Origin of the sequence: Sagittula marina, assembly GCF_014196795.1 — a bacterium.
GTDB lineage: Bacteria > Pseudomonadota > Alphaproteobacteria > Rhodobacterales > Rhodobacteraceae > Sagittula > Sagittula marina.
This window is the reverse complement of the sequence record NZ_JACIEJ010000005.1, coordinates 319,178-337,296: the sequence shown is the minus strand read 5'-3', so window position 1 is coordinate 337,296 and position 18,119 is coordinate 319,178. Positions and strand designations below refer to the sequence as shown.

Genomic DNA, 18,119 nt, shown 5'->3' with positions numbered 1-18,119 from the left:
TCCATGCGGTTGATTTTTGCCATGCTCCTTCTAGCCACGCCGTTGAAAGCGGACCCCGAATTGGAACTCTTGGAAGCTTGCGCCGGATGGTCTCATGCGAACTTCATGCTGCGCGTAGCAGACCGATACTTGGAGAACCTTGAAGCTGATATTTCGGGGCTTAAATCCGAGTTTTCAGGGCCTGAAACGCGTGAACTTGCCAATCGCATCATTGATTCGATTGCGGATCAAAAGGAAAATCTGGGAATTGATGGTTTCGCCACGGATTACTCAGAAGGCATCTGCGCTAATAAGTAACCTCCGCCTCAAACTGCATAACACCATGTGTTGTGATGCCGTCTGGATCATCCAAAACTCTACTTAGGCGAAGCTCAAAGCGCCCAAGCCCATACGGATCTTCGAGGGACAGATCCGCCATATCGAGCGCAGCCTCCACAGCATCGCATATCGCCTTGCATGGCTGGCGGCGCTCATTGTTCCGCGCCCAGACATCAAGCTGAACAGTCTCCACGCGCGCTGTCATGCAATCGCGCCGCTCCGGAAAAAACGATGAAGGCCCGAGGCTCACATAGGGATAACGAACCCCTTTCGGCGCGCGGTCAAATACACGATTACCGACAGCCTGGGCCACCCCGGAATCGGCAAGAAGTGCGGCAATGATCACCTTCTGCAGCGCGCTCGACGCACTCATACTGCAACCCCACTTTCAGCCAACAGCCAGACATTGCTCGGATCGGTCCTCATATCTATTGAGCGCACATTGAAACGATCACCCGGCAGAGCATCCCCCTCTACTCCAACTGGCAACCCATGCCTCAAAGTACGCATCCGGCAATCAGGTGTCAGAGAACGCGCAGCCTCACAAATCGGCACTCGCACACGGAAAGTCGCTTGTTCCGCTAACCTCCCACCTTCGACGCCTTCTGAACCGCGTCGATAGATAAACTCTGCCCAAGCGCGAAATGACTCTTGCCACGTTTGGACCTGACCACCATAGCCGTCCGGCTCAAAGGTCGGCGCATCGAACGCAACCAGGTGGCGACGGTTAGATATTGCTTGGCTCACAGCTTCACCCGATAGCGCGCCAACAGCGCCTCAATTGCCATGGGCCAGTCCTTCGCCGCACCACCATCACCATCGCGCTTGTACCATTCGCCCGCGATCATAGTCACAAGCGTGGCCAGCCCCGCATCAAGAGCGCCTGCATCGGCAGCTCCACCGGTCAATTCTAGCCGAACCGGATAAAGGCCATCGCCAAGCTCAGGACGCGCAAAGGCACCAACCCACCGCAACACGGGACGCGCAGCCCCGACGGCTGCCTCGGTTAGAGGGTCGATACTGTAGGAATCCGGCGGAAGCGTTTGAACCACTCCGCTGGAGTCATAATAGTCGACGGTGGCAGAAGTGACCGAGGCCACCGGCAGACGCAGCTCCGATGCCGGCCAACTGTCGAGGGCGACCTCCCATGTCTGCAACATGATTGGACGCCCAAGAATGCCCATCGGACCATCGAGATAGGTCACCGCGGCATCAATCAAGCTCTGGATCAGCGCATCCTCATCGTCGTGCAGCACGCGCAGGTATGCTTTCACCGCGCCCAGAGTGACGGGCGAGGTGGCAGATGCGCTAATCCGAGTGAGCCTCATGCGTTCAACGCCTGCCAGATCAAGTCGCGCTCTTCCGCCGTGACCGGATCGGTATCGGCCGGAAGCAGATCATTTATCGCACCAACCTCAGGCTTGCCCGATTGTGTGAAGTCCGTTTCCGGGTCGAGCTGGTGGATCAGGCCCTCGATCAAGTCTTTTCGCTCTGGAACCTCCGCCGACGTTTGGCCGGTTGGATTTTCCGTTTCGACTTCTTCCTCCTCGGCCTTGGCCGGGTGCGCTTTTCCACTGGCAATGAGCACATCGGCCTGTTCCTTGGGAAAACCTGCGGTTTCACCTGGCTGATAGCTCAGCCAGGTGGCGATGAACGTGACCGCCTTCATTGCGGCACCCGATCCGCGCCGGCGGTAATCAGGATGCCTGAAAGCGCGGCTGTATCGGTGTCACCCGCACTCAGGTCAGGCGTGATGCTCACGCGGACGTAGCGGGCCGCTGCTGACAAGGTCACGTCCACCTCGACACAACCTGTTTCAGTCGAACCGCCGGCGCCGCCCGTGGCCGCCACAACGGTCGAGGAGGTCAGCTCGGTAGCATCGGAGAGATCAGAGGAGGACCCGGAAGAGACCGTTACGGTCAGCCCCAACGTCTCATCCTCAGCCAGGGCTGCCGAGAACGGAATGGCGACGACGCCCGAGGAGGGCGTACCGATGGCCAGCAGGTCAATGGTGTAGCCATTGGCTTGCACGCCATCTCCGGCGTCGCCTGCCGTTGCGGCAGTGTTCGCGACAGCCGCAAGCGCAGCAATCAGTGCGCCGATGTTTCGGTTTAGCACGGTCATTTTTGGTTTCTCCATGATGGAAAGGTCATGGACGGGCCGATCCGGCCCGCCCGTCAATCAGCGCGGATCGTCAGTCGGTGCCCCATCTCACGCCCGTGCCCCACGCCACGGCGGCGAGGTGGCGAAGGCCGATATCATGCTGCATGATCATCCGCATCAGGGTCTCATCGCGCGAGAACGCCGCCTGCATTTTGCCGGAGGCGTCCTTGTAGGCCGCCTCGGTTGACATAGCGACTTCGATGCCCATGTGCTCCCCGATCATCACATGGCTTGGATGGATCAGGCCGATCTCGGACTCGTTCCCGCCCGCACCGAGGTTGTCCGGGATCTCGGTGGTGACGTGATACCGCTTCTTGCGCAGCATCCCGTCGCCCATCTCCGGATAGACCTTGTTTCCGTTGCCATCGCGCAGATTCATCAGGAAGTTCTCGATGCGCGGTGACATCACCCACTGCGCGCCGGTGACGACGATGTTGCGATTGCGCAGCGACAGCTCCAGTGAGCCAAGTTCATTATCGACTTGCTGAATGCTCGGTGTCGCGGTGGCGCCAAACACCAAGATATTGCTTGCTGCCATCGGTGTGCCCACCAGCTGGTAGCGCAGCCCCTTCGGGGTCGATTCCGTGCCAACACCGCGCAGGAAATAGCGGTCCTGAATTTGCGCAGCATCCTCGACGGCGTCATCCCGGATCAACCGATCGACTGCGGTCGATGTCTGACGCAGCAGATCATTTGAGATCGGAATGATGCCGCGCAGCTTCTTGGCAGACAGCCGGACCTGACCAAAGGTGACACCGGTTGCCGGTGCATCGGTCTGCTCTTCGCCATAGGCAAAGTTGGCACCCGTTGCGCGGCGGTTTTGGGTCAGGTTGCCATTTGGCATCGGGATGAAGCGTGGCCCCATGGCCGTGACCACGGATGCAGGACGCAGCAATTCGATCACCTCAGAGGAGACATCCTCCGGCACGAGGAACCCGCCCTGCGTGGCAATGCCAGCAGATTGGTTGGCAAAAAGCGCCGAGTCACCATTGGCCTCGGCGATCTGCTGCGCGACGTAGGCGTTGCCCCCAGCGGCAGCGATGGTGCGGGTCATACGCGCGAATCGCAGCCCAGGCTCTGCGGCTTGCGCAGGTGCCGGAGCGTCGGACAGGTTCGCCAAAATCGCAGCAGGCATAGCCGCCACCGGAACGGCAGCAGCAGCCTTGCGACGCTCGACGTCTTCGAAGCGCGCGATCTGCGCGGCCACTTTGTCATCCTCTGCTTTCAAAGCATCGAACTTTGCTTCGTCTTCAGCGGACCAATCAGCATCGCCGTCATCGCCCTGCGCGTTCACAATTGCGTCCATATCGGCCAGAAGCGCCTCGCGGCGGGCCTTCAGTTCAAGGATCTTGTGCATCCTCAGTTCCTTTCTTCAGCGGCCCGACGCCGCGTCTCTATCTGGGCTGCGGCACGCGCACGCCGTCCTGCCCCTGATCCCCGGGTGCGCCCGGAACTCTGTGTGGTTTTGCCTGCTAGCTCGGCCTCCAGCGTGCCGATCCGGTCGGCCATGCCAGCGGCAACGGCACCGGCACCGGTCAACATGCCGCCACGTCCAAACTCGGAACGCACCGTGGCTGCATTGACGCCCCGGCCCGCCGCGACATCGCCGATGAATACGCTCTCGGCAGCATCAACCATTCGCTGGATGGCGGCGCGGCCTTCCTCGGTCGCAGGGTCCGGGCGCTTTTCTGGTGCGCCGCTGCTCGTGATTTCATAGGTCCGATTGCCGCTGGCATCCGGTCCCTCCTGTCGCGATAGGGTCGCCAGCACACCGATGGACCCGACCATGGCGCTGCGATCCAAAACGATCTCCTGCGCTTGGCTCGCCAGCCAATAGGCGGCGCTGGCACCGGTGCCTGTGACAAAGGCAGTGATCGGCTTCGGAGATGCGCGCAGCGTCTCCGCCGCTTCCCCCAAGCCAGAGACGACACCCCCGGGGCTGTCCACCAGCATCACAATGCGGTCCACGCTCTCGGAGGCCCAGGCAACCCGCATATCCGACATGAAGGTTGCCAATGCTGTGCCACCGGTGGAGGCCCCCATAAGCGAGGCACGCGGAAAGATCGTGCCAATCAGCGGGACCACGGCGACATTGCCGCGGATCATCGACATCTGCGTCCCGTCCAATCTCTGGCCCATGGCTGCAACGGCTGTGCGGCTGGCCTCGACCATCGGGACATGGCCATCCTTTGCCACACGCTCCAGCACCTCAGCATCCATGGCACGCAGCGCGATAGCCTCGATTGCTTCCAGGTATTCAGGCACTATTGCCCAAGGCTGCGACCGGATGGCGGCAAGTACGCAAGCCAGATCATTCTTCGACATTGTCGGTCTCCTGCTCTGCCGGCCTCTGACCGGCGATTGCCATGTTGCTGGGGCGCCAATATTCCTGACCGGCGCCATCAGGGATCTCCGACAGGTTCTCGCGGCGGCGCAGTTCATCGCCGTTGACCATCCCCATCTGACGCTGCTGCCAGTACGCCTCCATGCGGCTCTTGAGATCGCCACGTGTCAGCGCATCAGTCAGGTGCTCGAAGTAGTGACCATGCGGCGCAAAAGCCTTCGTGATCGCCTGGGCGAACCGCGTGTAGTGAGGGCCGAGGTGGTAGATCACGAACTCAAGCGACTGCTGTTCGATGTTTGAAAAGGTCGCCCGCGACAGTTCAAAGATCAGGTGCGGCGGTACTCCCCAAAGGCGGGCCAGATCGACAACCTGAAACTGCCGGGTTTCCAGCATCTGGTTGTCTTTCATGTTGTGCGTCAGGAACTCGGCTTTCAGATCCTGATCGAGAACGGCCACGGACTCGCCCGACAACCCGGAATAGAGAGACTGCCAATCATACCGAATGGCTTTCTTGTCCTCTGGGCTGATCTTGCCAGAGGTCTGTAGGACGGTGGACGGCTTGCCACCGCGCCCCCAGAAGTCGGCGGTGTGCTGGTTGGTCGCGATAGTCGATCCAAGCGCATCACGCGCATAGCGGATCGGGTTAAGTCCGTTGATGCCGTCGCGCGAAAACCCGGCGACATGCAAAATGTCCCGAGACGGGAACCGCTCGCGGGTGCCATCCGGCAGCGTGGCGTCATAAAACACAGTAATGCCGTCGGCTCGATCAAAGTGCTGAACCGGCAAAACTGACCCAGGCAAAAGACGCGTAAGCGCACTGGGGCTAAAACCATTGCCCCGGCTGACGTAGGCGTAAAAGTCTCCAGACAGCATCAGATCGGCCATCGCCAACTCCATGAAGCTGAAGGGCGTCTGATGGCTATTCGGGCTTTCACGAAACAGTTTGGCCGATGGCAGATGGTCCGCCGATGCGCGTCCGCGTTCTCCCTTGGTGTAGGCATGCAGCGGCGTCATCGCGAAGACGCCGGTCAGGATGCGCAGCGCCTGAAGCGTCGCCGGGATTGATAGGGCGGAGTTTTCACTGACTGCCACGCCGGCACGAGACGCCCCCGCCGTTACATAGCCATTGGACCACTGGGTTGCGCTTTGGACGTTCGATGCGCCAGACGCAGTGACCGGCGGCTCAGAGCGCAGGTTCGCGGCGGGTGCCGCGCTCTCGCGGCCCCGAAACAGGTCCATAAGTCCCAAATTCACATCCCCGTATAGGTGAAAGTCTTCTTGGTTGCCGCGACCGGATTCCAGCTCATGAGCTGCACCGCGTTGAAGAAAGCCATTAGCGGGTCGATCTTGGCCGACCCGGCTTTGGCCTTCGTCACGATCACGGCGTTGCCGCGTGTTTCCGCCTTGGCGTTGCCAACACACCATCGCATCATTGGTTGATCGCAATGCACGAGCGATCCATTCTTTAGCTTCACCGGCGCGCCCTTGATGGCACCATTCAGCTTGTAGCCCTGGCTGATCGCCCGGATATCCTCGATCTCGAACTCTTCATCGATCAGCGCGTCGATGATTGAGGCCACCCCCTCCGGGTCCATACCGATGCCGTCCTCTTCGGGCAGCTTTTCCGCCTCCCTCAGCTTCTGACAGATCTCGACAATTTCCGGATGTGCTTCCAGGTCGAGGTTGTCGACCAATATCAGGTCACCGGCCGCCTCAAGGTCCAGCAATTCCGGCGCAATGCTTTTACGCAGCTCCAGCACGCCGCGATCAGCCCAGGCTTTCCCCCAATGTTGCCAAACCTTCGTTTCGGCATGGCGCCCCAGAACGGCAACACCCAAAAGGTCATCGAGACCTCCGCCATCGAGCCCCACGACACAAACCTCCGATGTCTCGATGATTTCTTCCAGCGTCAAATCCGGCCGCGCGGCGGCCGTCCAATGATCGGCCCCGTTCCACCGCTCTGAATGCAGGCCGAGGCCGATCTCGATGTTGAGATGCTGTGATACCCAGATCTGCTCTGTTTCGGGTGAGATCCGCCCGTTGTTCTGATAGTCGTCTTCCAGCCTCTCGCGGCTAATCGACAAATTCAGGTTTGGCAGCACCAGCGGCCAGTTCTCGCGGTCGCGCCAGAACTCCTCTTTCTTCTGCAACTCTTCCGGAAACTCGTAGAGCACCGGCAACATGATCGGGCGGGGCCCGGACAGACCGTCGCGAATCGCGCGCGCTTTCATGATCTCCGACTTCCAGATCCCTGCCGGCTCTTTGTCGGACTGCGTCGTTATCATCAGCAGCTGACCACCCGTCATGGTGATCCCACCACCGCGAATCTGCTGCATCACCTGTTGCGCGCCGTTTTTCTTTCCCAGCTCGTGCAGCTCGTCGATGATCGTGACCAGTGGAATCTCGCCGGTAACAATCGACGTGTCGAAAGTCTTCACCTCAATCGCTGTGCCGGTCTTGTACCGCGTGATGGTCTTCAAGTGATCCTGCACCTTGAACACCTGGCGCAAGCTTTCATCCAGTCGGATCATCCCCTGCGCCTGGTCGAACAAGCGCGCGCTGATGTTCTGCGACGGGCCGATCAGAAGCATCTGACCATTAGGCACGTCGCACATGTACAAAACTGTCAGGGCCAGACCAGCGGTGTAGGTTGTCTTGCTCGACTTCTTGGGAACCATGCAAAGCAGTTCCCAGACCAGCCGTTGCTGCGTCTCAGGGTCTTCGCTGGCAACAAATGCAACCAGAATGTCGCGGAACCAATCGCCGCACGCCTCGGCCAGTCGAGGGTTGCCGGGCACATCCGGCAGGCGCAGGCGATTGAAGAAGGCCAGCGCCTTCTTTGCCTTCGCCTTGTTGACGGGCACCTCGGCCATCGGCGTCTCGCCGCGCTGCAATTTCTCCCACCAATCAGGGCAAGAGAACAGCGGCGCGCGATCAATGAAGCCCATGGACCTCTCGGCTCAGTTCGGCCTCAAGCGCATCGTCTGCATCGCGGCCAATCAGTTCGCGATGCCGCTTCACACCTTGTGATTTTTCCTTGGGCTGCTCTTGTCCAAGCTTCTCCTCCAGTATCGCAAGCTCAGCCTTGTCGAAGATGGCATAAAGCGCCTTCATCGCCGAGACGCTGCCCTTGTCTGCCTGCCCCTGAAGCTGGAGCATCAACTTGGCCTTGGATTCGCTTACCGCCATCTCCCGGGCCAGCTTTGGCTTCACCCGGCCAGAATGAAAATAATGCTTCCTCAACGTGGGCACCGTAATGCCCAGCTGCTGCGCGATCTGCGCATTGGTCATTCCGGCAACCAGTAGGGTTCTGATTTTACTGGCATTTTCCGAGGTCGGCACGTGACCAGTCCGCCCAGCCTTTCCGCGCCCTTCCGGGATGGGGTCACCAAGCAGGTCGAATTCCACAGCCACAGAAAAAAATCTCCGAATGATGGTGTGTCCGGTTTCGGGGATAGGCCCGAATCAGGCTTTTCACCCCCCCCTACCGCACCCCCGAAACACAACTCCGCGTCAATACTTTTTTTCGCATTTCGCGCTTTTTTTTTGCGGGTCAGAGCCAGCGCGCCGCTGCCTCCTCGCGTTGCTTCGCGCCGCTGTGGCACGACTGGCAAAGGCACTTCAGGTTCTTGCGATCCCAGAACAGCGCGGCATCACCACGATGCGGCTTGACGTGGTCCGCAACAAGTTTCGAGGTATCCGCTTCGATCCGACCACAGCCGAGACGCTGGCACGTGAAGTTCGCCGCTTCGATCACGCTCCAACGCAGTTTGCGCCAGCGCGTGGTGTTGTACCATTTGTGCCAAGCATTGCGCTGGCCTTCTGGCTTGGCTGCTTCGGGCCGCTTTGAAACCAGACGGGAGACCGGACGCCCCAAGCGCGAGGGCATTCCTCGACCTGCCAGCTTGCCCATCTCGGCCCCCTTAAACGACAAAGCGCCCGGCAGCTTCTCTGCTGCGGGCGCTAGTGTAGATGATGACAGAATGCATCGTACGGGCCGGGATAGAAGTCAAACGTTATTTTTCGGCTGAGCCAAGCTGTAGCCCCTCATACGGTCCAAGGCGCCCCTCAGATGCCCCCGAAGCACCGCCTTGACCCGCGTGTCGTCCGCCCACCCATGCCGTCTCAGCACCTGCGCCAGCGTTCTATCCCCCAAGCACACATCATCCACCAAGGTCCGAACCGTTATCGTTGAACGCATACCACCACGAGACGGGCGAACCACATCCTTGGCAAGACCGGCACCGATGCGCACATGCAGCGCGGCCAGCCTTTGCATGTCCCGCGCGACCGCCTCCGACACACCGCCCGACCCACCGCCACCACCAGAGCGAAGCGCCTCCAGCGAAGCACACTTCACGCCAGATGAGGCAACACGCTCGGTCAGCGCTGCATAGTCCCGGCCCGCCTGCACCTGCCCACCATCGAAGGGCGGCTCAAACATGGGCGCGACGAAAGCAGGCGGACGGAAGCGCCTTATGCGACCGCCGCCCGCTCTGACTTTCTCCATAGCCTCATCATGCCGTGCCCGCTCCTTTGGCCAACCCTCAGCCTCTCGCCGCTCATAGTCAGCCAGCGCACGCCGTATCATCTCCGGATGAGCCCGCCGCGCCTGCTCCTCCATAAGATCAAAAGCATCGCCACGACGCACACGATCAAAGCCTGACGGACCAGATCGAACGACGCGAGGGCCGCTGGAGGAATGCACCACCTCACGAGGGACCTCGGCAATCATCGCCCCTCGCGCCGGTGCCACGCCAATCTCAGGTGATACACGATCCGGAGGCGTGGCCCGACGGATGACCGCTGCACAGGCCGCGTCCATTTGCTCCAACTGAACACGGGCCACGGCGTGACTATCGACCACGATCACATCGGCCTTCACTGCGCTCCTCATACGTCACCACCCTGCCCGATTTCCGCAATCTCTCGGCACTGCTGCTCCCTGGTCTCGCGCCGCTTCAGCCAATCGCCATCATCCTCTTGCAACGCCTCTCCCCGGTCGCGCCGTCGCTTCAAGCGATTGGCGCGGTCCACGTTATCGCGCGCCTTTTGCTGAACGTAGTTGCACTGGTCTTGGGTCGGAAATCGACGCACCTTCTTGACGTGGTCCAGCAGCTCCGGCGCCCAGCCACCCTCCAGCGCCTGCTGACCGAAAGCGTGGCCGAAAAGCGCGCGCATCAGAGGCGATGCCGATGGCGACGGCGGGCTGATTTCCTTGGCCCGGTCAAGGATCCACGTCGCAGCCGGCCACCGATCCCGGCTCTTGCCGGCCGGGTTGTCCTCGACCGTCTCGCGCAGCGCCTCGATATGCGTCTCCGGCATGTAGGCGAGCCTCTGGCACAGCTCTCGCTGCATCGCCTCAAACGCGTCCACCTTCATACCCGAGGGCCGCAACAGCCCCAGCCGCGACAGCGGATCGATCAGGTTCTGCCTCACGCGGGTCTCACCCGCCTTCTGCGCTGCACTGTCCATCGCCTTCACCCCTTTCTCAGCCATATTCCGATTTATCCACAGCCCGGAGTTTCCGGTTTGTCGCGTTTCGGCCCGTATTCTCTTTTATATTCTGTTCTGTTCTATTCTGTGCGGGACTGTCGCAGGACTGACCAAACTGTCCGCGACAGTTCCAAACTGTCGCAATCTGTCGCAACGACAGATTAGGACTTGCCGAACAGGCCCGCCCGATGTGCCGCTTCCAGACCTCTCTGAATCGAGCTTTCAATGGCCGGCCGCCGCCGCTGGCCCGGATGGTTTTCGACCAACCAGCCGTCCAGCCAAGCCACCAGATGCGCGTCCTGGCACACCTTGGCAGAACAGCCGATCTCGCCCATGCTCTCCGCCAAGCGCTCGCGCCGCTTGTTGACCGAACGCCCTTGGTTGCTCAGCTTGCGCTCTTCCCGCTTCGCCGCAGCATTGCATGCAACCTCGATAACCACCGGGTGGCCTAAGAGGATTTCGTTGCCATAAATATACTGCTGCCAGCCGTGCAGAGGCGTCACAGCCTCGGCCATTAGTCCGTTCCACTCGTGATCTGTAATCCGCAGGAGCCGTGCCAGCAGCACGTGGTCAGAAGGAAGCGATCCAATCGGGTTCTGTTCCTGCGACAACCAGAACAGGTTCTGTGCAGCGCCTTGAACCGCCAGCGAAGCAGTCAAACACAGGCGCGACGACAACCACCGCCGATGATGCCACATCACGAAATAGTTGCGAGCCAGTTCAGGATCACACAACTCCTCGGGATATTGCTCCGGTGACGTATTAGCGTCCACGACGCTCAATTTTCCTCTTTGCATGAGGCCTCCCCTTTAACCTTCAACCAAGGCAGCGCCTCGGTCAGCCCGCCGCGCACCGCCGCGCAGCGCATCACCTCGACCCGCAGAACATGCAGGGACGTATCGAGCGCGGGCTGATCCCCGCGCAACGCATCGTGCTCAACCATCGACAGGGCGTTGCGAATACCGCTTCGTGCATCGCCCTCCGGCAGAGGCGGCTTGATGGCCGCATCGACCACCGGCAACAGCGGCAGCACCTCGGCGCCGCCCAATGTCGCCAGCGCCAGAACCGTGGCCACGGCGACCAGGTCAGGCCGTGGATTGTCAGCGATCCCCGCGATCCGCTCGAAGGCGTCCACGTTCCACGCGACGGAAAGCATCATGCTCGACGTCATACCGTCAGGGCCAAGGTCACCATGTGCCAACATCTTGTCCGCATGCGAACCGTCGCGCGGCTCAACAAGCGTCCACCTGGGCACGCCGCCCGGAACTGCGCCAAGATCGAGGCGCAGCAGCCCCATAGGCACTGACGCGGTCAAAGCACCGACGCTCATGACAAAACCTCACCGCTGGAAGACCGCAAAAACAAAGGCGCCTTCACTCGACTCGGCGAGCGGACGAAGACCACCGGCCCGGTCGAGAACCTTAACAACCGCTCCGCTTGGCGCATGCGCGCGGCATACTTGATCGAGGTCGCCTCAAAGTGCTCGGCGCGCTTCTTCCCGTTGACGCCGGACGTGTGGTCGCGCTTGAGAAACCGCGCCGTCTCGGCCAGCGAAAACTCGGTCAGTCGCTGCGCCAACAGGATCACGGCGAAACGGGGCCGCACGAGCATTGGGAATTTTTTTGGGCCGAGAATGTCGGCGACCGGAACGCCCCAGACATCGGCCACCACGCGCACGATCAAATCCAATGTCGGCTCATCAATCTTTGAGGAACAGCGCATCACGCGACCCTCGCGAACGCTGCAGCGCCGCCGACACATTGCACGTCGAACCGCGCGACCTCGGGCGGCACGTCCAGCGCCTCCGCGATCTCCTCCAAACTAACATCACCCGCCAGCATCGCCGCGACTTGCTCACGCCGCGCCAACACCTTCGACCGATCTGCGGGGATGTGGCACGTCCGACCGACCTGTCTTGGATCAATGCCCAGCACGGCCAGATCTTCCAAAACAACCCGCCGGCAGAGACTTTGAACCCTCGCCACGTCCGGAACCGTCCGCACAAATTGGCACATGTCCAAAAGCGCATCGCGCCGCGCTTTGACGTGATCCGGAGCCGGTCGCGTGGGCTTTCCGCGAATGGACAAACCTTGACGCGCCGCATCCTTGCGCACAATGTCCTGGCTAATGTTCAGTCGGTCGGCAATCTGCGCTGTCGAGAAACCGCGCGCCACCAAACCGGCCACCCGGCCCCGGCGCGCGCGAACGGCAGCCGCTTCAGGAGACGACGCCCACTTGTTCGCAGAAGCGACCCGCGCCCGAGCCATTGCCGCGTTGCGCGCGTTTCCCGAATTGAACTGCGCCTTTGCAAAACCTTGATCCTGATATCGCAGCTGGCCCGCCTTGGCGTCCCAATACGGAAGATTGAGTCCAGACGCGCCGCGCGGAATCCGCGTCACGCGGCCAGATCGCAGCGCAGCTTCGATCAACGCGCGCTCTTGTCCTGTCAGGGCATCCGCCATCGATTCACCTCATGAAAAAATCCGCCGTCGCGGGGCACAGCGCACAAGGGCGGGAGGAGGATACCCTTTGCGATGAGCCGCGCGACGACGGTGAAGGTGCCACGGGCGCAGATGCCCGCAGCGCAGGTTTCCCCTTGCGGGGAATGTGGCGACCCAAAGCAACCATCATTGATCTACCTTTGAGCCGCATGTTGGGCAGAAGTACGAAGTAGCGGGAACAGCATCGCGGGCTTTACGCTGGGCGGACATAAACTGCCGAGCTTTGAGCATTGTTGCAGGACGGCAACCAAAGCCATCCCTCAGTCGCTCAACGAGCTTAGGGTTTCGAACCGCCTTCATCCCGAAGTAACTGCTTGAAATTCCAAACTCTGTCAGAAAGTCCTCGACCTCCTGAACAAAGCCCTCCCGCGTGCCGACGAAGCCATCATCTGGCGAAACTGCATGTGATTCATTGACGCTCATAAGCATTGCTTAAACCATTATAAGCATCGACGGCAATGGAAATTATTTATTACGTGCGACGTTTATAAGCGCAGTGTAAGCAATAGGCATGGGACAGCAGTTTGACATAGAGAAAATGCGCGAGCGTCTAGACGTTGAGATCAGACGTCAGCGCCGGAGCCGTACAGAGGTGTCGCTGGCAAGCGGCCAATCAAAGGGATATCTGACCAATGTTCTAACCCGAGGCCAAATCCCGACGGTTGATCGCCTTGACGCTATTTGTCGCGAGCTAGGTCTCTCACTTCCTTACGTGATGTATGGAACACAGATCCCGGCAGACGCAGAGGAGATCTTCGAGCTGATGCAGGAGAATCCGGAACGATTTCGCGCTCTTTTAACGCTTCTGAAGTAGCCTCAGCCAGAAGGCGTGAGAGCTCACCACTCTCAATGGCAAACGCCAATCGAGTTATCTTCATCACGTCCCTCACAACCATATACAACTCGACCAACTTATTCATGCAACCTAAGTGCGCAACCCTTATTAGCGCCACAAAGCCAAAACCGCTTTACAATGGAATTTATAAATTCCATCCTCACCGGAGATACAGACGAACGGAGGGGTAGACCTTGCTTTCTGTTGCATTCCGCGAACATCTACAAACCGCCTATGAAAAAAGCAGTTTTGAGAGCAAACGAAGGGCATCCATAGCCGCAGAAATGTCGGCACCTCAGCTCGGCGAAATCCTAAGAGGCAAATTTGACAACAGCGCTGCCGGGCCAGGACTCTTTAACATGGTGCGCCTCGCTGATGCTTTAGGAACCCCGCTTCACCAGATCCTAAAAGAGATCGACTGCGATCCGGCTGGGCCTGAAGACTTCAATCAACCTCAATCAGATGGCCCATCGGTCAATGATTTCATGGAAGCGTGGTGGCGCGGTGATCGTCAATTGGCGGCCTTCGACCAACTTCAGGACTTCTTCGACCTATACGAACCACCCACAGGAACCGACGAGGCGCCACGCATAAGGCGCCTCGGCAGAAAGACCCTTTTTTGCCTGAGGTTAGGCACCACTGACCGTAAAAAAGCGCAAACTGAATTAGACGCGATGGACCTACGGAACATCGCAATGGTGCGAAAATTTCACGACAAGACTGTGCTCGACGGGGTCGCTATGGACACCGTGTTCCTCGATCAACGCCTAACTACGCGTCCACTTCGAGTTCGGGCGAGCTATCTTCGCTTGGGGCTTCACGTTGTGGATCAATTCGGCAATGCCGCTGTGCTACTTCACTGCGCCCCAATTCCCGTATGAGACCATTAAAATAGACAGCATCATCTGACCGATGACGATAGACGATCTGCTCTGTCTCGCTACGAGCCTCTGGCATTTGCCCCCAAGTCACGGGGTCCAGGACGCGCCGCGTAAACCCATTAACATCCGCACTACCTCGCAAAATATCGGCGTTGCGCATAAAGCTGTAGGTCGCATCTACCGAGAATGACATTGCAGCGAAGGCATGTGCGACTCCAACGAACGCCCGCACGCGCTCACGCCCCAAGCCGCGAGTGCTTCGGCTATAGAGATCACCCAGATAGCAAACACGGCCTTGCAGCGCATCATCGCACCTTTCTGATACTCCCGTGACCGTCCCAACGCCGTAAGTCCGATCAAATAGTCGCTTGATCAATCCGCTAGGACGTTCGCCGAGGTCATCAATCCGACCACCACCTACCATCTCAACGCCATCTTTAGAGCGACCAATCACCCAAAAGAAATTACGCTCCCCAAAGTCGTTGCTCAAAGGGTCAAGCCAAGGCGTCAGATACGGCTTTCCGACCGCTGCAACTGACGCGGCAACCTCTAACGGATCTTGGGACAAAGAAACCTCCAAACCTCTTTGCGCGAGGTAGGTGGTGCATTGATTCGCAGCAGCGAACGCCAAGGAAAGTCTCATTTTCAGCCTCCAGTTTACCAACGGCTACCGAAATTAACGGAAGGTTGCTGCCAGAGTGTGGACTTTTTAGTTTACACGACGCTTATTAGCATCTAACCAATGCTTATAGTGTGAACGGTTATGCTTATAGGAGTCGATCATGCGCCACGCTTCTGGCCGAGTTACCACAGTCCTAGCCGGTGTAGGAACATCGGACCTCATTGTTTCAAAGCGGCCTCCAGACGCGCTCAAGAGCTTCGAAAGCTGGAGGGCTGCCAAAGAGGCGCAGACCTTGGAAGACGGCACCAGCGCACGGATCACGCCTGACCGCGCCGCACGCCTGCACAGGATGCGCGCTCAGCACTGCGCATGGCCCATCGTGCCGGTAAACGACGATACGCTCGCAGCCTACATCGACGCCGCGCGCCCGCGCATCACCGCCGCGGTGCAAGCACGGCTGGGCCAGGGGGGCGCAGCATGAAACCCACTGACCTCGACCTGATCGGCAACACAATAGCGCGCGACCCCGCAACGCAAATAGGCGCGCGCGACCGTCTTCTACTGGACCTGCGCCGCGCCGGTTTCACCGTCACGCCGGCCCGATTTGCCCGCTCGATGACATCAAGCACGCCCGACGTCTTCACATACGAGATCGGCGACGCCAGCACAGGCCGCGCCGTCACGTCGATGATCGTCGAGGTCGCGCCAAGTGGCCACATCCGGATCTTCCTCGGCGTCGCGGATGCCAAAATCGGCGCGATCATTGCCACGCTCTACGACCGGGCAATCGGCTCCGAGGTGGCGGCATGATGCTGATGCTCGCCTTAACCATTGATCAGATCGCCGCATGGGTCACTGCCTTCATCCTTGCGCTGGCCGCGGCGGCTATCGGCGGCTTTTTAAATCCGCGCAGTGACTTGGAAGGGTTCGATTACCTCTTGTGCCTAGGCTTAACCGCCGTGGTGGCCAGTTCGGCTTATGGCTTTGCCGAATTGGCCCAAAGCATCGGATCGGGGGCAGCACAATGAGCGTGCCATCCTTCTACATGGTCGCGCACGTAGGTGCGGCCCGCGCTGGCAAAAGCAACGCCCGCCGCGCCTACGACAGCTACGACGAAGCCTGCGCCGCCGCCACAAGCTTGGCCGCCACCAGCGGCGCCGACTACGCCGTCCTGAAATCAGTCCACATCGCCACCCCGCGCGATGCCGATCAAGCCGCTCTCAATCTGTAATCGCGAAAGGTCCGGACATGCCAGCAGCAGGCCACCCCAACCGCATCGCCCGACGCGCGGCCATGCTTTGCCAGGACACCCGGTTTCGACGCTTTGCAGCGCAACGGTCCGGACTCCCCACCGCCGAAGCCACGACCGAAGCCGCCGCTGAATACCTGCGCCGCTTTTGCCACGTCACAAGCCGCCGCGATCTGGACACCGACAACGACGCGGCCACCCGCTTCGCCACGCTGCGCACCGAGTTCGACGCCTGGACCGGTCGCATCGCCAGCCAACGCTGAAAGGAATGCATCATGAGCAACAGTTACGACATCAGAACGCTTGAGCAGGAACTGAACCTGCTGGACCAAGGCGAGTTCCTTGGCCTCATACAGACCGAACTGGCCGCACTACGCCAAACGCTGCGCGACCACCAGTTGGCCTTTGGCGGCAAGCCCAAAGGCAAGCTGACCCTCAGCATCGAATACGAGATGCACAAAAACGGCGATGTCGCGATTTCCGGCGACTACAAGATCACCCCGCCGAAGACGCCCAAAGCCATGGGCGCCGCCTACGTAAACGAAGGAGGCCAGCTGTCCCTTCACTCCCCAATGCTGCGCCGCGCGCATGAAGGCATCCGAGACGTCACCGGCGAGCGCGACATTCGCGACGCCTGATCCCTCAAACAAGTCGACCCCACGGAGAAACCAATGACCGATTTTCCCACCACCGAAAACGTCGCGCAAACCATGCGGGACACTCTGCGCGAATTTGGCGATGTCGAGTATATCGATCCGCCCACGCATGACCTTCAGACCCCGTTTCTGGTCAGCGTGCCTGTAGGCCGAACCGTGCAAGACCTGTCTCAGCATCTGCGCGACGCAACCTTGCGCATGTAACCAGAGCGGCGCTCCGGCATTTGCCACCACGTCACGCTCGACAGCCTCATAACCTGGTCGAACCGCTTCAAGGGCGACGAAAGCGTCATGTTTGCCACCTACACACCGGAATTGAAGCTGACGACCGTTGCCAACTACCACGAGCACGGCCCCCGTAGCTGGGACGCCGTAACCGGAGAGGCGGGCGCAGGTTTCGCAGATCACCGCGGCGTCTACACGTTTCCGCTTTCCGAAGAATGGAAGCGATGGATGGCGGTCAGCGGTAAGGAATTGACCCGCGAAGAGCTGGCGGAGTTCATCGACAACAACATCCTCGATGTGATCGAGCCCACGCCATACTTGCTTAACGCCAGCAGCAGCGACCCCGCCCCTTGGGAGGAACGGTGCGCAACCATCGCGGAAAAGATCGATGGCCGCTTTGGCCAGCCACACGAGCTGGTCAACCTGTCACGGCAATTCACCATCAACGAGACCTCCGACCTCAAAGTCACGGCCAACCGCAATGATGGCACCACAAGCCTCCAGTTCGTCAACGAACACAAAGACGACGAAGGGCGGCCACTGAAGCTGCCCAGCCTGTTCCTCATCGCAATTCCTGTTTTTGACGGGATGGACCTCTATCGACTGACTGCTCGCTTTTCCTACCGGAAATCCAGCTCGACGGTGAAGTTCCGCCTTCAGGTGTTTCAACCGGACATCGCTTTGCGCGACGCCATGGAAGGCGAATGCGCCCGCGCACAGGCCGCAACGCAGTTGCCGTTGATGTGGGGAACTCCCGAACGCTGACGCCTCTTTCTGCGGCCCGAGAGCGGGCCGCATCGACGGACGCCAGACCAAGAACCGGATAACA

The 18,119-nt window shown here is 59.9% G+C and carries 28 protein-coding genes and 1 pseudogene; 11 read left to right on the top strand and 18 right to left on the bottom strand.

Annotated features, from left to right (window positions below; all coding sequences use genetic code 11):
• Positions 1-3: 3 nt before the first annotated feature.
• Positions 4-297 (top strand): hypothetical protein, encoded by a 294-nt coding sequence (locus tag GGQ68_RS12170; RefSeq protein WP_183966331.1) that lies wholly within the window; start codon positions 4-6, stop codon positions 295-297.
• On the opposite strand, the gene GGQ68_RS12165 is transcribed toward GGQ68_RS12170, so the two are convergent.
• The 18 genes from GGQ68_RS12165 to GGQ68_RS12080 all read right to left on the bottom strand — a co-directional run bounded on the left by GGQ68_RS12165 (position 287) and on the right by GGQ68_RS12080 (position 13,245).
• Complete coding sequence (locus GGQ68_RS12165) at positions 287-691, bottom strand: DUF3168 domain-containing protein (RefSeq protein WP_183966329.1); 405 nt, start codon at positions 689-691, stop codon at positions 287-289. The genes GGQ68_RS12170 and GGQ68_RS12165 overlap by 11 nt on opposite strands.
• Entirely contained in the window at positions 688-1,065 is a 378-nt protein-coding gene (locus GGQ68_RS24855; RefSeq protein WP_183966327.1) for a head-tail adaptor protein, read from the bottom strand. The genes GGQ68_RS12165 and GGQ68_RS24855 overlap by 4 nt, the downstream gene beginning before the upstream one ends.
• On the bottom strand, positions 1,062-1,646 hold the full coding sequence (locus GGQ68_RS12155) for a head-tail connector protein (RefSeq protein ID WP_183966325.1): 585 nt from the start codon (positions 1,644-1,646) through the stop codon (positions 1,062-1,064). Before GGQ68_RS12155 ends, GGQ68_RS24855 begins: the two co-directional genes overlap by 4 nt.
• Positions 1,643-1,987, bottom strand: coding sequence for a hypothetical protein (locus GGQ68_RS12150; protein WP_183966323.1), 345 nt, complete (start codon positions 1,985-1,987; stop codon positions 1,643-1,645). The genes GGQ68_RS12155 and GGQ68_RS12150 overlap by 4 nt, the downstream gene beginning before the upstream one ends.
• On the bottom strand, positions 1,984-2,442 hold the full coding sequence (locus GGQ68_RS12145) for a hypothetical protein (RefSeq protein ID WP_183966321.1): 459 nt from the start codon (positions 2,440-2,442) through the stop codon (positions 1,984-1,986). Before GGQ68_RS12145 ends, GGQ68_RS12150 begins: the two co-directional genes overlap by 4 nt.
• Positions 2,443-2,512: 70 nt before the next feature.
• Positions 2,513-3,838, bottom strand: coding sequence for a phage major capsid protein (locus GGQ68_RS12140; protein WP_183966319.1), 1,326 nt, complete (start codon positions 3,836-3,838; stop codon positions 2,513-2,515).
• Positions 3,839-3,840: 2 nt separating this feature from the next.
• On the bottom strand, positions 3,841-4,806 hold the full coding sequence (locus GGQ68_RS12135; RefSeq protein ID WP_183966317.1) for a S49 family peptidase: 966 nt from the start codon (positions 4,804-4,806) through the stop codon (positions 3,841-3,843).
• Positions 4,793-6,064, bottom strand: a complete 1,272-nt coding sequence (locus GGQ68_RS12130) for a phage portal protein (protein WP_183966463.1) — start codon at positions 6,062-6,064, stop codon at positions 4,793-4,795. The genes GGQ68_RS12135 and GGQ68_RS12130 overlap by 14 nt, the downstream gene beginning before the upstream one ends.
• An 11-nt stretch (positions 6,065-6,075) precedes the next feature.
• The gene (locus GGQ68_RS12125; RefSeq protein ID WP_246429347.1) at positions 6,076-7,773 is read right to left on the bottom strand and encodes a terminase large subunit domain-containing protein; all 1,698 of its coding nucleotides are present in this window, start codon (positions 7,771-7,773) and stop codon (positions 6,076-6,078) included.
• Entirely contained in the window at positions 7,760-8,239 is a 480-nt protein-coding gene (locus tag GGQ68_RS12120) for a hypothetical protein (protein WP_183966315.1), read from the bottom strand. Before GGQ68_RS12120 ends, GGQ68_RS12125 begins: the two co-directional genes overlap by 14 nt.
• Before the next feature lie 139 nt (positions 8,240-8,378).
• Positions 8,379-8,738 carry an HNH endonuclease gene (locus GGQ68_RS12115; RefSeq protein ID WP_246429346.1) on the bottom strand — a complete coding sequence of 120 codons (360 nt, stop codon included), beginning with the start codon at positions 8,736-8,738 and terminating at the stop codon, positions 8,379-8,381.
• A 96-nt stretch (positions 8,739-8,834) separates the two neighbouring features.
• Positions 8,835-9,722 carry a hypothetical protein gene (locus GGQ68_RS12110; RefSeq protein ID WP_183966313.1) on the bottom strand — a complete coding sequence of 296 codons (888 nt, stop codon included), beginning with the start codon at positions 9,720-9,722 and terminating at the stop codon, positions 8,835-8,837.
• Positions 9,719-10,324, bottom strand: a complete 606-nt coding sequence (locus tag GGQ68_RS12105; RefSeq protein WP_246429345.1) for a hypothetical protein — start codon at positions 10,322-10,324, stop codon at positions 9,719-9,721. The genes GGQ68_RS12110 and GGQ68_RS12105 overlap by 4 nt, the downstream gene beginning before the upstream one ends.
• Before the next feature lie 158 nt (positions 10,325-10,482).
• The gene (locus GGQ68_RS12100) at positions 10,483-11,103 is read right to left on the bottom strand and encodes a hypothetical protein (protein ID WP_183966311.1); all 621 of its coding nucleotides are present in this window, start codon (positions 11,101-11,103) and stop codon (positions 10,483-10,485) included.
• Positions 11,100-11,651 (bottom strand): hypothetical protein, encoded by a 552-nt coding sequence (locus tag GGQ68_RS12095; RefSeq protein WP_183966309.1) that lies wholly within the window; start codon positions 11,649-11,651, stop codon positions 11,100-11,102. Before GGQ68_RS12095 ends, GGQ68_RS12100 begins: the two co-directional genes overlap by 4 nt.
• Complete coding sequence (locus tag GGQ68_RS12090; RefSeq protein ID WP_183966307.1) at positions 11,648-12,010, bottom strand: helix-turn-helix domain-containing protein; 363 nt, start codon at positions 12,008-12,010, stop codon at positions 11,648-11,650. Before GGQ68_RS12090 ends, GGQ68_RS12095 begins: the two co-directional genes overlap by 4 nt.
• A 32-nt stretch (positions 12,011-12,042) precedes the next feature.
• A complete protein-coding gene (locus GGQ68_RS12085) occupies positions 12,043-12,783 on the bottom strand; it encodes a hypothetical protein (protein ID WP_183966306.1) in 741 nt (246 codons plus the stop codon).
• A 165-nt stretch (positions 12,784-12,948) separates the two neighbouring features.
• On the bottom strand, positions 12,949-13,245 hold the full coding sequence (locus GGQ68_RS12080) for a hypothetical protein (RefSeq protein WP_183966305.1): 297 nt from the start codon (positions 13,243-13,245) through the stop codon (positions 12,949-12,951).
• An 88-nt stretch (positions 13,246-13,333) separates the two neighbouring features.
• On the opposite strand from GGQ68_RS12080, the gene GGQ68_RS24850 reads away from it, so the two are divergent.
• The 10 genes and pseudogenes from GGQ68_RS24850 to GGQ68_RS12035 all read left to right on the top strand — a co-directional run.
• On the top strand, positions 13,334-13,636 hold the full coding sequence (locus GGQ68_RS24850; protein WP_425502974.1) for a helix-turn-helix domain-containing protein: 303 nt from the start codon (positions 13,334-13,336) through the stop codon (positions 13,634-13,636).
• A gap of 215 nt (positions 13,637-13,851) precedes the next feature.
• Positions 13,852-14,538 (top strand): hypothetical protein, encoded by a 687-nt coding sequence (locus GGQ68_RS12075; RefSeq protein WP_183966304.1) that lies wholly within the window; start codon positions 13,852-13,854, stop codon positions 14,536-14,538.
• 782 nt (positions 14,539-15,320) lie between these two features.
• Positions 15,321-15,641 (top strand): hypothetical protein, encoded by a 321-nt coding sequence (locus tag GGQ68_RS12070; protein ID WP_183966303.1) that lies wholly within the window; start codon positions 15,321-15,323, stop codon positions 15,639-15,641.
• Positions 15,638-15,970, top strand: coding sequence for a hypothetical protein (locus tag GGQ68_RS12065; protein ID WP_183966302.1), 333 nt, complete (start codon positions 15,638-15,640; stop codon positions 15,968-15,970). Before GGQ68_RS12070 ends, GGQ68_RS12065 begins: the two co-directional genes overlap by 4 nt.
• Entirely contained in the window at positions 15,967-16,188 is a 222-nt protein-coding gene (locus GGQ68_RS12060; RefSeq protein WP_183966301.1) for a hypothetical protein, read from the top strand. The genes GGQ68_RS12065 and GGQ68_RS12060 overlap by 4 nt, the downstream gene beginning before the upstream one ends.
• Positions 16,185-16,391, top strand: coding sequence for a hypothetical protein (locus GGQ68_RS12055; protein ID WP_183966299.1), 207 nt, complete (start codon positions 16,185-16,187; stop codon positions 16,389-16,391). The genes GGQ68_RS12060 and GGQ68_RS12055 overlap by 4 nt, the downstream gene beginning before the upstream one ends.
• Before the next feature lie 17 nt (positions 16,392-16,408).
• Positions 16,409-16,672, top strand: coding sequence for a hypothetical protein (locus tag GGQ68_RS12050; protein ID WP_183966297.1), 264 nt, complete (start codon positions 16,409-16,411; stop codon positions 16,670-16,672).
• Positions 16,673-16,684: 12 nt separating this feature from the next.
• Positions 16,685-17,047 (top strand): hypothetical protein, encoded by a 363-nt coding sequence (locus GGQ68_RS12045; RefSeq protein WP_183966295.1) that lies wholly within the window; start codon positions 16,685-16,687, stop codon positions 17,045-17,047.
• Positions 17,048-17,080: 33 nt separating this feature from the next.
• On the top strand, positions 17,081-17,269 hold the full coding sequence (locus GGQ68_RS12040) for a hypothetical protein (RefSeq protein ID WP_183966294.1): 189 nt from the start codon (positions 17,081-17,083) through the stop codon (positions 17,267-17,269).
• A 12-nt stretch (positions 17,270-17,281) separates the two neighbouring features.
• Positions 17,282-18,055, top strand: a pseudogene (locus tag GGQ68_RS12035) (DUF2303 family protein); the annotation flags it as partial.
• Positions 18,056-18,119 lie beyond the last annotated feature (64 nt).

What these genes read in the sequence shown, in the direction of transcription:
- GGQ68_RS12170 (WP_183966331.1), top strand. Translation starts at nt 4, where the DNA reads ATGCGGTTGATTTTTGCCATGCTCCTTCTAGCCACGCCGTTGAAAGCG.
- GGQ68_RS12165 (WP_183966329.1), bottom strand. Translation starts at nt 691, where the DNA reads ATGAGTGCGTCGAGCGCGCTGCAGAAGGTGATCATTGCCGCACTTCTT.
- GGQ68_RS12155 (WP_183966325.1), bottom strand. Translation starts at nt 1,646, where the DNA reads ATGAGGCTCACTCGGATTAGCGCATCTGCCACCTCGCCCGTCACTCTG.
- GGQ68_RS12150 (WP_183966323.1), bottom strand. Translation starts at nt 1,987, where the DNA reads ATGAAGGCGGTCACGTTCATCGCCACCTGGCTGAGCTATCAGCCAGGT.
- GGQ68_RS12145 (WP_183966321.1), bottom strand. Translation starts at nt 2,442, where the DNA reads ATGACCGTGCTAAACCGAAACATCGGCGCACTGATTGCTGCGCTTGCG.
- GGQ68_RS12140 (WP_183966319.1), bottom strand. Translation starts at nt 3,838, where the DNA reads ATGCACAAGATCCTTGAACTGAAGGCCCGCCGCGAGGCGCTTCTGGCC.
- GGQ68_RS12135 (WP_183966317.1), bottom strand. Translation starts at nt 4,806, where the DNA reads ATGTCGAAGAATGATCTGGCTTGCGTACTTGCCGCCATCCGGTCGCAG.
- GGQ68_RS12130 (WP_183966463.1), bottom strand. Translation starts at nt 6,064, where the DNA reads ATGGACCTGTTTCGGGGCCGCGAGAGCGCGGCACCCGCCGCGAACCTG.
- GGQ68_RS12125 (WP_246429347.1), bottom strand. Translation starts at nt 7,773, where the DNA reads ATGGGCTTCATTGATCGCGCGCCGCTGTTCTCTTGCCCTGATTGGTGG.
- GGQ68_RS12115 (WP_246429346.1), bottom strand. Translation starts at nt 8,738, where the DNA reads ATGGGCAAGCTGGCAGGTCGAGGAATGCCCTCGCGCTTGGGGCGTCCG.
- GGQ68_RS12110 (WP_183966313.1), bottom strand. Translation starts at nt 9,722, where the DNA reads ATGAGGAGCGCAGTGAAGGCCGATGTGATCGTGGTCGATAGTCACGCC.
- GGQ68_RS12105 (WP_246429345.1), bottom strand. Translation starts at nt 10,324, where the DNA reads ATGGCTGAGAAAGGGGTGAAGGCGATGGACAGTGCAGCGCAGAAGGCG.
- GGQ68_RS12095 (WP_183966309.1), bottom strand. Translation starts at nt 11,651, where the DNA reads ATGAGCGTCGGTGCTTTGACCGCGTCAGTGCCTATGGGGCTGCTGCGC.
- GGQ68_RS12085 (WP_183966306.1), bottom strand. Translation starts at nt 12,783, where the DNA reads ATGGCGGATGCCCTGACAGGACAAGAGCGCGCGTTGATCGAAGCTGCG.
- GGQ68_RS12080 (WP_183966305.1), bottom strand. Translation starts at nt 13,245, where the DNA reads ATGAGCGTCAATGAATCACATGCAGTTTCGCCAGATGATGGCTTCGTC.
- GGQ68_RS24850 (WP_425502974.1), top strand. Translation starts at nt 13,334, where the DNA reads ATGGGACAGCAGTTTGACATAGAGAAAATGCGCGAGCGTCTAGACGTT.
- GGQ68_RS12070 (WP_183966303.1), top strand. Translation starts at nt 15,321, where the DNA reads ATGCGCCACGCTTCTGGCCGAGTTACCACAGTCCTAGCCGGTGTAGGA.
- GGQ68_RS12065 (WP_183966302.1), top strand. Translation starts at nt 15,638, where the DNA reads ATGAAACCCACTGACCTCGACCTGATCGGCAACACAATAGCGCGCGAC.
- GGQ68_RS12060 (WP_183966301.1), top strand. Translation starts at nt 15,967, where the DNA reads ATGATGCTGATGCTCGCCTTAACCATTGATCAGATCGCCGCATGGGTC.
- GGQ68_RS12055 (WP_183966299.1), top strand. Translation starts at nt 16,185, where the DNA reads ATGAGCGTGCCATCCTTCTACATGGTCGCGCACGTAGGTGCGGCCCGC.
- GGQ68_RS12050 (WP_183966297.1), top strand. Translation starts at nt 16,409, where the DNA reads ATGCCAGCAGCAGGCCACCCCAACCGCATCGCCCGACGCGCGGCCATG.
- GGQ68_RS12045 (WP_183966295.1), top strand. Translation starts at nt 16,685, where the DNA reads ATGAGCAACAGTTACGACATCAGAACGCTTGAGCAGGAACTGAACCTG.
- GGQ68_RS12040 (WP_183966294.1), top strand. Translation starts at nt 17,081, where the DNA reads ATGACCGATTTTCCCACCACCGAAAACGTCGCGCAAACCATGCGGGAC.